The 12229-nt window shown below is 60.1% G+C and carries 11 protein-coding genes; 7 read left to right on the top strand and 4 right to left on the bottom strand.

Annotation, left to right across the window (positions count from 1 at the left end; genetic code table 11):
* Window positions 1–391 precede the first annotated feature (391 nt).
* From D8U60_RS25975 to cydB, 4 genes are read left to right on the top strand one after another with little or no spacing between them, the layout of a single operon-like run.
* The gene (locus D8U60_RS25975; protein ID WP_016774424.1) at window positions 392–607 is read left to right on the top strand and encodes a hypothetical protein; all 216 of its coding nucleotides are present in this window, start codon (window positions 392–394) and stop codon (window positions 605–607) included.
* Window positions 608–630: 23 nt separating this feature from the next.
* On the top strand, window positions 631–1020 hold the full coding sequence (locus D8U60_RS25970) for a VOC family protein (RefSeq protein ID WP_130901287.1): 390 nt from the start codon (window positions 631–633) through the stop codon (window positions 1018–1020).
* A 3-nt stretch (window positions 1021–1023) separates the two neighbouring features.
* A complete protein-coding gene (locus D8U60_RS25965) occupies window positions 1024–2397 on the top strand; it encodes a cytochrome ubiquinol oxidase subunit I (RefSeq protein WP_130901286.1) in 1374 nt (457 codons plus the stop codon).
* Between the two features lie 12 nt (window positions 2398–2409).
* Complete coding sequence (gene cydB, locus D8U60_RS25960; RefSeq protein WP_130901285.1) at window positions 2410–3411, top strand: cytochrome d ubiquinol oxidase subunit II; 1002 nt, start codon at window positions 2410–2412, stop codon at window positions 3409–3411.
* 3 nt (window positions 3412–3414) lie between these two features.
* Here cydB and D8U60_RS25955 read toward each other — a convergent pair whose 3' ends face one another.
* Window positions 3415–6024: an EAL domain-containing protein gene (locus tag D8U60_RS25955; protein ID WP_130901284.1), complete on the bottom strand. Its 2610-nt coding sequence runs from the start codon at window positions 6022–6024 to the stop codon at window positions 3415–3417.
* 220 nt (window positions 6025–6244) lie between these two features.
* Here D8U60_RS25955 and D8U60_RS25950 point away from each other — a divergent pair, with 220 nt between their 5' ends.
* A complete protein-coding gene (locus tag D8U60_RS25950; RefSeq protein ID WP_110599287.1) occupies window positions 6245–8449 on the top strand; it encodes an OsmC domain/YcaO domain-containing protein in 2205 nt (734 codons plus the stop codon).
* Window positions 8450–8645: 196 nt separating this feature from the next.
* Here D8U60_RS25950 and D8U60_RS25945 read toward each other — a convergent pair whose 3' ends face one another.
* From D8U60_RS25945 to D8U60_RS25935, 3 genes are all read right to left on the bottom strand, one after another.
* Window positions 8646–9161 carry a thioesterase gene (locus tag D8U60_RS25945; protein WP_016774430.1) on the bottom strand — a complete coding sequence of 172 codons (516 nt, stop codon included), beginning with the start codon at window positions 9159–9161 and terminating at the stop codon, window positions 8646–8648.
* 8 nt (window positions 9162–9169) lie between these two features.
* Window positions 9170–10327: a GGDEF domain-containing protein gene (locus D8U60_RS25940; RefSeq protein ID WP_130901283.1), complete on the bottom strand. Its 1158-nt coding sequence runs from the start codon at window positions 10325–10327 to the stop codon at window positions 9170–9172.
* Window positions 10328–10432: 105 nt separating this feature from the next.
* Complete coding sequence (locus D8U60_RS25935; protein WP_016774432.1) at window positions 10433–10681, bottom strand: hypothetical protein; 249 nt, start codon at window positions 10679–10681, stop codon at window positions 10433–10435.
* Window positions 10682–10848: 167 nt separating this feature from the next.
* Here D8U60_RS25935 and D8U60_RS25930 point away from each other — a divergent pair, with 167 nt between their 5' ends.
* Both D8U60_RS25930 and D8U60_RS25925 read left to right on the top strand, forming a co-directional pair.
* Window positions 10849–11490 carry a class II glutamine amidotransferase gene (locus tag D8U60_RS25930; protein WP_051600691.1) on the top strand — a complete coding sequence of 214 codons (642 nt, stop codon included), beginning with the start codon at window positions 10849–10851 and terminating at the stop codon, window positions 11488–11490.
* Window positions 11491–11575: 85 nt separating this feature from the next.
* A complete protein-coding gene (locus tag D8U60_RS25925; RefSeq protein WP_071172017.1) occupies window positions 11576–11917 on the top strand; it encodes a hypothetical protein in 342 nt (113 codons plus the stop codon).
* Window positions 11918–12229: the final 312 nt, after the last annotated feature.

Genomic DNA, 12229 nt, shown 5'->3' with positions numbered 1-12229 from the left:
CTCAGCCTTCCGACGTCGCCGGTGGATCAAGATCAAAAGCGGTACTCGAGCTTGCGCTCATTGTTGAGTGGGGCGGCTGCGCCGCGGGCAGCTGCGCTGCTTTGCTTTTACTTTTGTGGGAGCGAGCCTGACAGCCGACCTGTACTTGAGGTGGTACGCGACCAACTGTAGGAGCTGCCGAAGGCTGCGATCTTTTGATTTTGCTTTTCTGTGGGAGCGAGCCTGCTCGCGATGACGGAGGAACATTCAAATTTGATTTGACCGATATACCGCTATCGCGAGCAGGCTCACTCCTACAAAAGAATTCCGCTTAAACCGTCCATCCGTCGTCTGCCCTGAACCTCTGTCGCGCTGTTTTTTCTACCGGGTAAGTCCCTCAGGAGATACCCGTATGTTCGATCAGCAAAAGAAGGCATCACTGGCGGCATGGCGCAGGATGGCGGAGCAGGCCGAGGGCGATCTGGATCCGGAACAGCAGTATGACGAGCTGCTCAAGGCTGCGGATCAGATGGAGGAGCAGGGCCTGATCACCAGTGCCGAATGGCGCCAGTTGGTGCGTGACGCCGGCAACGTTTTTACCCTGAACGAGGAACAGCCACAGCGCTGACAGCTGCCATCGGAGGAGATCCCATGCTCAGTTATCTGTTTATCGGCGCCAACGATGTCGAGCGTTCGGCGGATTTTTACAAGGCGATCCTGACGCCGCTTGGCTACCGGCATGATCGCGAAGAACACTATTGTTTTTACCTGCCCGATTGTGCCGACAAGTCCAACGGCCCCGGTAGTGTGCACATTTCGCGACCGTTCAACGATGAGCCGGCGACACCCGGCAACGGCATGATGCCGGCATTTCGCGCCGACTCGCGGCACCAGGTCGATCAGGTGCACAAGGCCGGGCTCGACAGTGGCGGCAGCAATGAAGGACCGCCGGGCACGCGCGAGGCCTATACGCCGGACTTTTACGTGGCCTATCTGCGCGATCCTGAAGGCAACAAGCTGGCTGTGTTCTACAGCGGCTGATGGATGGAGCCTGTCGATTCGGCCCTGATGGCCGCCCGCGCCCAGTTCGCGATCACGATCAGCTTTCACATCGTGCTGGCGGCGTTCAGCATCGGTCTGGCGAATTTCCTGATGGTGCTGGAGGCGTTGTGGTTGAGGACCGGGCACCAGGTTTATCTGGATGTCTATCGCTACTGGCTCAAAGTGTTTGCCCTGAATGTCGCAGTGGGCACCGCGTCTGGATTGATTCTGGAGTATCAGTTCGGTCTCAACTGGTCGCGGCTGTCGGTGCAGGCCGGAGATGTCATCGGCCCGCTGATGTTCTATGAAGTGATGGCGGCGTTTTTCATTGAAGCCGGATTTCTCGGCATCATGCTGTTCGGCCTGAAAAAGGTCGGCCCGCGTCTGCACTTTTTTGCCACGTGTGCGGTGGCGGTGGGCTCGCTGATCAGCGCGTTCTGGATTCTTTCCGCCAACTCATGGATGCAAACCCCCGCCGGCTATTCGATTGGCGCGGACGGACGTTTCCTCGCTGAGGACTGGTGGGCAATCATCTTCAATCCTTCGTTTCCCTATCGCCTGGCGCACATGCTGCTCGCCGTGTTCATCGGCAGCGCGACGCTGATTGCCGGGATCAGCGCCTGGCAGTTGCGCAAGGCCCCGAAAAACCCGCGCGCTCGCCTGCAATTCTCCATGGCGCTGTGGGTGATTGCGCTGCTGATGCCGGTGCAGATTGTTGTCGGGGACCTGCATGGCCGGCACAGTTTGCAAGCCCAGCCGCAGAAAGTGGCGGCCATCGAAGGCTCATGGACGCGCCCGCCAGAAGGCGCGGGGGAGCCACTGCGGCTGTTCGCATGGCCTGATATGCAAGAACGCCGCAACCATTGGGAAGCGGCCATTCCTCGCATCGGCTCACTCTACCTGCAGCATGACCTGATCAGCACCATCGCCGCGCTTGATGAATTTCCGGCTGAGGACATCCCGCCCGTGGCGCCGGTGTTTTTCGCGTTCCGGCTGATGGTCGGGCTGGGACTGTTGATGCTTGGGCAGGGTGTGGTCAGCCTGATCCTGCGCCGACGTCATCGCCTGTACACGGCGCGTCGCTGGCTGGGCGCGTGCGTGCTGCTGGCGCCGGCCGGATTTCTGGCGATGCTCAGCGGCTGGGTCGTCACCGAAGTGGGACGACAGCCGTTTACGGTTTACGGATTGATGCGCACGGCGGACAGTCTGTCGTCGGTGTCGAGGGCTCAAGTCGTCGGGTCGACGTGGCTGATTCTGCTGTTTTATCTGCTGATCTTCGGCATCGGTCTGTGGGTATTGCTGCGCCTGTTGCGCGAGCCGCCACAGCAGGATCAACCGGGGCCGCAGCCCACCCTTGCCGACGAAACCGGGCACTGAGGAGTCGCAGACATGGACACCGACTGGCTGACTCTATTGTGTGCTGCCGCATTGGCGTTCTCGGTGATGAACTACGTAGTGCTCGACGGCACCGATCTGGGCGTCGGCATGCTCATGGGCCTAACAGGTTGCAGTCATCAGCGGCGAGCCATGGCGGTGTCGATTCTGCCGGTATGGGACGCCAACGAAACCTGGCTAGTGCTCGGCGGCGGTGGGCTGCTGGCGTTGTTTCCGCTGGCGTACGCGATCTTGCTGCCGGCCTTGTACGTGCCTTTTATCGTGATGTTCCTCGCCTTGATCGCGCGGGCCATGGCGCTGGAGTTTCGCGATTACGCACCGAACGAACGACGCAAGCGCATCGTCGACAGCGTGCTGGCGCTGGCTTCGCTGCTGACCGGGTTTGTCCAGGGCATGGTGCTCGGCACCCTCGTGCATGGAGTTGCCCATCAGGGCGGTCAGTACATTGGCGATGGCCGCGACTGGCTGAATCCGTTCCCGGTGTTTTGCGGTTTGGTGCTGGTGCTCGGTTACGTCTGGCTGGGAACGTGCTGGCTGTACTGGCGCACCCTTGATGAATTGCAGCAGCACTCGGCCCGCCAGGCCCGCGTGCTGTCCCTTGTCACCGTGGCGTTATTGCTGGTGCTGATCGCATGGACGGCGACATTGCAGCCGCAATATGCCCGGCGGCTCGCCGATATTCGGCTGTGGTTGCCGGCAGGGCTGATCGTCAGCGCTCTAGGATGGGTGTTCAGCAAAGGTTTTCACGGGCGCTTTGACTGTGTGCCGTTGTTCGCCGCTTTGGGCGTTTTCGTCCTGGCTTTCGCGGTGATGCTGGTCGCGCTATTTCCCTTCATCATTCCGCCGGATCTGACCTTGAGCGAAGCAGCCTCAAGCCCCACCAGCCAGATCTTCATGTTGGTCGGATTCGCCGTGCTGATCCCCATCACGCTGGCCTACAACACCTTCGGTTTCCGCGTGTTCAGCGGCAAGGTGCGCGTTGCCAACGATGGTTGAGATTCACGTTACCCGACCTTTTTTGCTCACCAGCGACAGGCGCGAAGCCCGTAGCAGATCAGCAAAAGCCGCCTTGTCGATCGGCCGACTCATGAAATAACCCTGCACCTCGTTGCATTGATCCTTGCCGAGAATCGCCAGTTGCTCCTCGGTCTCGACGCCCTCGGCCGTCACCGTCAGCCCCATGGCTTTGCCCAGACCGATGATCGCTTGCACCACGGCACGGTCGTTGGTGCCGCTGCTGATTGAGGCGATGAAGCGTTTGTCGATCTTGATCCCGTCGAACGGATAGGCGCGCAGATAACCGAGCGACGAATAGCCGGTGCCGAAGTCGTCCATGTTCAGACGCACGCCGAGCTCCTTGAGCTGATTCATGGTGGTCAGCGCGCCGTCGGTGTCGTTGAGCATCACGTTTTCGGTGATCTCCAGCTCCAGGCGGCTGGCCGGGAAACGCGTTTCCACCAGCACTTCGCGGACATCTTCGACGACGTCGCTGAGGGCGAACTGCGCAGGCGAGAGGTTGACCGACAGCAGAATGTCATGGGGCCATTCCAGCGCGGTTTCGCAGGCTTCGCGCAGCACCCAGCGGCCCAGCGGGACGATCAGGTCGGTCTGCTCGGCCAGCGGAATGAACACGTCCGGTCCGAGCAACCCTTGGGTCGGATGCTGCCAGCGCACCAGCGCCTCCACCGAAACGATGTGCTTGCCGTCGACCTTGTAGCGCGGCTGATAGTGCAGGACAAATTCGTTGTGCTTGAGCGCATGGCGCAGGTCATCTTCCATTTGTCGGCGCGTCTGGATCTGGTCGCTCATGTGCGCTTCGAAATAGCACCAGGTGTTCTTACCATCGGACTTGGCCTGATACAGCGCGATGTCGGCGTAGCGGATCAGATCGCTGGCGACGAAACCGTGCCGACGACTCAGGGCGATGCCGACACTGGCACCGATATGCAGCGGATGCTGTTCGTAGAGGATCGGCTGATGCAGGCTGCCGATCAGCCGTGTGCAGAATTTGTCGATCTCGTTATGGCTGTCCATGCCATTGAGCACCACGACGAATTCATCACCACCGAGGCGGGCGACGAGGTCGTGCTCGCGGGTGCATTCGCGCAGACGCGTGGCGACTTCCTGGAGTACCGCGTCACCGGCAGGATGGCCGAGGGAATCGTTGATCGGTTTGAAGTTGTCCAGATCGATCATCAGCAGCGACAGTGGTGGCGAGTGTTCTTTCAATATCAGCACTTCATCCAGATAACGCGCCAGTTTGTTGCGGTTGGGCAGACCGGTCAGGGCGTCATGCATCGACAGGTGCTGGATCTGCGCATGGGCGGCGACTTCGTCGGTGATATCGCTGGCAGTACCGCGATAGCCGACGACGCTGTCCTTGTCGAAAATCGGCCGCGCCGAGAGCCGGCAGTGGCGTGGCTGCCCGGAATGATCGCGATAAGTGCAGCGCAAATCGCCGGCGCTGTTTTCTTCGCTGAGTTTGCGCAGCCACAGCTCCAGTGGCGTGGTGTCGCAAGTCAGTAATTCGCCGATGTCCTGGCCCAGCCACAGGGCTTGCGGGTAGCCGGTGACTTCGCTGAAGCGTGCCGACAGATAGGTCAGCGCCAACTGATCATCAACTTCCCAGATCCAGTCTGACGCCGCTTCGGCCACGGCGCGAAAGCGTTCTTCACTGGCTTCGAGGGCATGATTGGCTTTCTCGAGTGCCTGATTCGAGGCCTGCATGGCATGAATGCTGTTGTCGACGTATTGCGATGAGCGCAATGCATGGCGGAAAAAATAGGCGGTGAGCAGCATCAGCACCAGAAACGTCGCGCCGAGCGGCGGCACCAGCGTCCACAACAATTGCTGGCCGGGTCGTTGCAGGTCGGCAACCAGACTGTAGCCGGTGCTGTCGAGGGGCACGCTTGGATGGCCTTTCTCAATGGTGCCGTCCGGGACCAGGGTCAGGTTCGTCAGGCCATAACCGCTGCCGATCTTGCGCAGTTTGGTCGGGGTCAGCTTGTCGACGAACACCAGCACCGAGGTGTTTCTCAATTCATCCAGCGGGCGCTCGTCGTTGGGAATGATCGCGGCAGCGGTGATCAGCGCCGGCCAGCCTTCGAACAATGAATAACTGCTGATCGGCTTGGTCAGATCAGGCTGACTCAGCACCTGCTCGACCAGCGCCGAGGCGGGCGCTTGCAGTACGCTGGATACGTCGGTTTCAACCATCTGCCCGCGAATCACCGCGTACTTGGTGCGCTTGCGATCGAGGACGAAAACGCCGTCGTAGCCGTCGCTGGTGAACAGGGTCTTGCCCATGTTCTGTTCGGTGTAGGCCCAGTTGACGTCGATCGGCCCGCTCAAGGCCTCATAGGCGCGAGTCCAGTAGGCATAACTGGTGATGTAGTTTTTCGACGCGGTGATGCGGTTTTCCACGGCGCGCACGGAATAGAACTGGTTCTGTTCCAGATCCTTCGCGTCAAGGGTATTGGCGATCCCAAGCAAGGTGCTGATCGCGGCGATGACACCCGCAACGAACAGTGCGCCAACGGCGATGGCCAGGCGCCGGGTCACGGCGCGTTGCGGGGTGGGGATTGGCTGCGCAGGGAGAGTAACGGCCATGTGCTCGTCCTTGATCCGGTGTCTTCTGAATCTAGAACAATGGCGAGCGCACAATGTTCAGATTGTTGTTATTGGTATCGCCTGGATTTTTTCAAAGTGTAGCGAATCCGTTGGAATTTCCAGCAGCGCCGGCCAGCGGCGAATCCCGAAAGGGCGAGACTTCCCGCACAAAAACCGGATAATGGCCGCCATTCGTTTAGCCGTATTCTGGTAATCCCGCATGGAAATCAAGGTCAACTTTCTCGACAACCTTCGACTTGAAGCCAAGTTCGACGACTTCACGGTGATCGCCGATCAGCCCATCCGCTACAAGGGCGATGGCTCGGCACCGGGGCCGTTCGACTACTTCCTGGCGTCGTCGGCCTTGTGCGCGGCTTACTTCGTCAAGCTGTACTGCGACACGCGCAACATCCCGACAGAGAACATTCGCCTGTCGCAGAACAACATCGTCGACCCGGAAAACCGCTACAACCAGATCTTCAAGATTCAGGTCGAATTGCCCGCCGACATCTCGGACAAGGATCGCCAGGGCATCCTGCGTTCCATCGACCGCTGCACCGTGAAGAAGGTGGTGCAGACCGGCCCCGAGTTCATCATCGAAGAAGTCGACAACCTCGACGCCGATGCCCAGGCCTTGTTGATGCCGCAGTCCGATTCCCAGGCGGGCACCTACATCGCCGGCAAGGACCTGCCGCTGGAACAGACCATCGCCAACATGTCGAAGATCCTTGCCGATCTCGGCATGAAGATCGAAATCGCCTCATGGCGCAACATCGTGCCCAACGTCTGGTCGCTGCACATTCGCGACGCGCATTCGCCGATGTGCTTCACCAACGGCAAGGGCGCGACCAAGGAAGGCGCACTGGCGTCGGCGCTGGGCGAGTTCATCGAGCGCCTCAATTGCAACTTCTTCTATAACGACCAGTTCTGGGGCGAAGACATCGCCAACGCCGAATTCGTCCATTATCCGGACGAGAAGTGGTTCAAGCCGGGTCCGAAAGACGAATTGCCCAGCGAAATTCTCGACGACTACACCCTCGGCATTTACAACCGCGACGGCGAACTGCGCGGCTCGCACCTGTACGACACCAACTCCGGCAACACCCAGCGCGGCATCTGCTCGCTGCCGTTTGTGCGCCAGTCGGACGGTGAAGTGGTGTACTTCCCGTCCAACCTGATCGAAAACCTCTACCTGAGCAACGGCATGAGCGCCGGCAACACCTTGGCTGAAGCGCAGGTGCAGTGCCTGTCGGAAATTTTCGAGCGCGCAGTCAAACGCGAAATCCTCGAAGGCGAAATGGCTCTGCCGGACGTACCGCAAGAGGTACTGGAGAAATACCCGAGCATCCTCGCCGGCATCAAAGGTCTGGAAGAGCAGGGCTTCCCGGTGCTGGTCAAGGACGCCTCGCTGGGTGGTGAATTCCCGGTGATGTGCGTGACCCTGATGAACCCGCGCACTGGCGGCGTCTTCGCCTCGTTCGGCGCGCACCCGAGCCTGGAAGTCGCGCTCGAACGCAGCCTGACTGAACTGCTCCAGGGCCGCAGCTTCGAAGGCCTCAACGACTTGCCGCAGCCGACGTTCTCGGGGCAGGCAGTCACCGAGCCGAACAACTTTGTCGAGCACTTCATCGATTCCAGCGGTGTGGTGTCGTGGCGCTTCTTCAGTGCCAAGCCAGACTTTGAATTCGTCGAGTGGGACTTCTCGGGCCAAGGCGAAAACTCCAACGCCGAAGAAGCCGCGACCCTGTTCGGCATCCTCGAAGACATGGGCAAGGAAGTCTACATGGCGGTCTACGAGCACATCGGCGCCAAGGCCTGCCGCATCCTCGTGCCGGATTACTCGGAAATCTACCCGATCGAAGACCTGATCTGGGACAACACCAACAAAGCCCTGCAATTTCGCGCCGACATCCTCAACCTGCACAACCTCAGTAAGGTTGGCCTGCGCAATCTGGTCCAAGGCCTGGAACGCAGCGAGCAGGACGATTACACCGATATCACCACACTGATCGGCATCGAGTTCGATGACAACACGCCGTGGGGCAAGTTGACGATTCTGGAACTGCGCCTGTTGATCTACCTCGCGCTGCAGAAGTTTGACGAGGCCAAGGATCTGGTTGAGGCGTTCCTGCAATACAACGACAACACCGTTGAGCGTGGCTTGTTCTATCAGGCTGTGAATGTGGTGCTTGAGATGGAGCTGGACGAGGATCTCGAGCTGGAAGACTACGAGGCCAACTTCCGCCGGATGTTTGGTGACGAGCGTATGGATGCGGCGATTGGTTCGGTGAATGGCAGTGTGCGTTTTTACGGTTTGACGCCAACGAGCATGAAGCTGGAAGGGCTGGACCGGCATTTGCGCTTGATCGAAAGCTATAAAAAGCTGCATGCGGCGCGGGCGGGTGTGGCGGCTTTGTCGCGTTGAAGAGCTGGCTCAGAACGTTTCGCTTTCGGCTTGAGTGTGGCTGCGTGGCTTGAACCGCAGCCCCTCACCCCAGCCCTCTCCCGAGGGAGAGGGAGCCGATTTTCAAGCTTTTCAGAATTTGTGTTCGACTCGGTTTCCCAGGTCGGCCTATTTCCACCAGACACTGCGGTCAGTTCCCTCTCCCTTTGGGAGAGGGCTAGGGTGAGGGGCTTTGGCTTTCGCGGCCATGCGCTGCATCCGCCAACTGCCCCGTATCCACCCGCACAAACACCGAATCACCCACTGCCGTCAGCACTTCCCCTGCATACACCTCGCAAATCACCCGGGTCTTGCGCCCGACTTCACCTTCGACCCGCGCACGCAAGAGCAGCGGTACGCCCATCGGCGTTGGCTTGATGAACTTGATCCCGAGGTTGCCAGTCACGCAGTCGATGCGCGGCAGGCTGCCGGCTTCGCGGTTTTCTGCGCGGTAGTGCCAGGCCATGGCGGTCCAGTTGGAGTGACAGTCGACGAGCATGGCGATCAGCCCGCCGTAAACCAGATCCGGCCAGCCGCAGTATTGGGCGTCGGGCAGATGCTCGGCGATGACGTGGCTGCCGTCCTCATCCCAACGACTTTTCACGTGCAGGCCTTGAGGATTGCGGCCGCCGCAGCCGTAACAAACGCCTTCGGGGGCGGCGAGGTCTTGCAGCGGGGTGGCGTGGCTGGACATGGCTGGGTTCATCCTGGAGTGGCGAGGCCGGACAGGCGCAAGCGGTTGCGTCCGCCGCGTTTGGACTCATAGAGCGCGGCGTCGCCAAGTTCGATCAACGCCGCGAGACTGGCCGGCGGTTTGTCGAACAGGGTGGCGCCGATGCTCAAAGTCACCGCAGCGGACGTGGGATATGTGTGCGACGCCAAGGCCAGAAACTGTTCACGCAAGGCGTTGCCCAGTTCAAGGATAGCTTCGGCTGAGGCGTTGTTGAGCAGCATCAGAAACTCATCGCCACCCAGCCGCGCCGTCAATGCATTGGCCGGAAGCTGGGCGCGGATCATCTCGCTCAGGGCAATCAGCAAGCGGTCACCGGCGATATGCCCGTACTGGTCGTTGACCAGTTTGAAGTTGTCGATATCGATCAACAGCAGCGCCCCTGGTTTTTGCGCGGAGACACCGGCCAGCAGGCGAGGCGTACGCTTTTCCAGGGCGCGGCGGTTGTAGAGGGCCGTGAGCGGATCGCGCTCGGCGAGGCGGGCGATTTGCTTTTCCCGGCGATAACGCTCGGTGCCGGTCATCGACAGGGCGATCAACATGATCGCCATCGCGCCTTCGACCAGCGAGATCTGAATGATCTCGCCGCGAAACGCCGCCAGATCGATCAGCGTGCCGGGGATCACCACGGTCAGGGCCTTGGCCACATAAAAGATGCCGTGGCCGAGCAGCACATAACGCAGTTGCACCGCGCCAACGCTCAACGACTTGCCGTGTGGACGCAGCAGCGAACTGGCCTTGAGTGTCGGGATCGCCACCAGCAGCGAGTTGGCCACCAGCATGGCCTTGGACCACAGCGGCCCGTCCGGCAACGTCAACATGATCAGCCACGTCGCGAAAATCAGATACCACGCCGGCGACAGTCGGGTCTGGGTGAAGCGCGCCACACCGAGCAGGAAAAAGAAGTGCGCGGTCACCAGCAGGCCGTTGGCGAACCAGATGCCCAGCAGCAGAAAACCGCTGCTGCGCAGCAGCGCGAGGGTGGAACCGATGGTGATGGTGGCGAAACCGGCGCTCCAGAACAGTAGCGAAGGCTCACGGATGCTGCGCCACTCGACCGCCAGGTACAGCGCGGCAGCGGCTGCGAGGGCGATCGTGATGGTCAGCATCGTTGGCGGGTCGAGCGGCATTTCCGGGCAGGCCTGTCTGTATGGCAATAGGCCTGCGATTGTAAGCGTTTGGTCAGGTTTTTCGCAGGGGGCGTGTTGCCCGGCAGACCACTGGCGCTCCAGCGGTCACTCTTGCGGGCTTAGCCAGGTGTCTACCACGCGGCGATCGAGCTCTTCCCAATAGGCCATGCCCAGCACCCGCGTGGTGTTGAGCCCGCGCAGATAACCGCGCAGTTGCTGGGCAGTGTCGCGGATCAATTGCGCATCGCGGGCGTTTTTGTCCAGCAGGATGCTTTCGTACTGCATCAGGTATTCGGCTACGCGGTCGCGATATTCAGGCAGCACGGCGTCACGGATCAGATCAAACGTTCTCAAGGCGAGACCCTCATCATTTTTCTTGAATGTGCTCAGTGTGCATCAGTCTGCGCGACGCGCAACTATTGCTGGAAGTAATAGTGACCATCAAGAAACGCAAGTTCTGCTTTGCCGGCGATCGGCGGAAAATCGCCTCCATCGAAGACGCAGCTCAAGGAAATTGCGCGATGAACATTCTGACTCGACTGGCAATGATCGCCCTGCTGATGGGCGGGGTAGTTACCGCACCGGCTTACGCAGACGACGCCCGGTCGTGTCACCTGCAACCCATCGCTGCCAGCGCCTCGGCGTTGCAGCACACGCAGACCGTGGGTGTGTTGTTGAGCGAAAACACGTTGCAGAACCTGCAATACCTGGAGCGCTACCACGACATGGCGCTGAACGGTGCGAAAGACGCACTGGACTCGCGAATCCGCGACGCCTTTGTCGGCAGCTCCGACCCGGAACTGGCCCTCGACTGGCTGGTGAGTTCGCTGCAACAGCAGTTCGTCTCGGTGACCGTCTACGACAACCTCGATGCGCTGGTTCAGGCCCATCCGGACGTGGTGGTCAAGCTCGACACCTTCAACCGCTTGCTGACTCAGCGCAACAGTTTGGTCGAGGCGCGCTTCTCTGCACGGTTCTACGACGCCGACCTGCAATACATCGGCAAGGCCGAGGGGGCGATCGAGCAAGAATTGCCTTCGGTCTGGGTGCACAACCAGGCGGCGCCGCAGATCGCCGCGCAGATCAATCAGCAACGTGACCTGCAACTCAATGCGCTGAAGCAATTCGATGTGTCGCTCAAGGCCCTGGTGGCGTCGAGCTGATTCTTAAAACGTAAATGGCAACGGCGGCGCCGTGAAGTCGAACCGTTGCCGGTTGAACCGAACCTTTATTTTCAGGATTACCCAGATGCGTCCTTTATTCGTGCCAGCCATGGCTTTTGTTTCCCTGTTGCTCGCCGGTTGCGCTTCGGCGCCGAACGATCCGACCCTGACCTTGCAGACCAGCAAGACGCCGGCGCAGTACGCCGATTGCGTGGTGCCGAAGTTGCAGGGCAGTGCGTTGAATCCGACGGTTTCGCAGAGTCAGCGCAGTTATCGGATTGTGGTGCCGAGCAAGGTCTCGGCGGATAACGTGCTGGAGGCGTACAAGGCGGGGAAGGGCGGCAAGGTGTTCATTTATGAGCGGCATTTGCTGGCGTCGAATTTGTTGCCTTCGAGTTTTGAGCGGGCGGCTCAGGAGTGTATTTGATCTGAGCGCTTGAATGGTTTTGACAGAGCTCCTTTGGTTGGCCGCAACCAACCAATTTTTTCGCCCCACACTGGTTTTCGGTTGTGGGGTTTTTTTTTTGGGGGGACTTGGCGGCCTTTGGGCCGACCATGCTTTGGGGTTTTTGGGTGTATATCCTTTTTTGGTGGTGTTGCGGCTGGCGGTTTCGCCCTTACGGCGAGGCACTTTTTCCAGACGCCGAAAAAGTACCCAAAAAGGCTTCGCCCTGACGTTCGGCCCGCTCGCTGGGGCTCGGGGTTCCTTCGCTCCGGGATCGATCCGGGCGCAGCGGCT

This window comes from Pseudomonas sp. Sample_11, from assembly GCF_004307505.1.
GTDB lineage: Bacteria > Pseudomonadota > Gammaproteobacteria > Pseudomonadales > Pseudomonadaceae > Aquipseudomonas > Aquipseudomonas atacamensis.
This window is presented reverse-complemented; position numbering and strand designations above follow the sequence as displayed.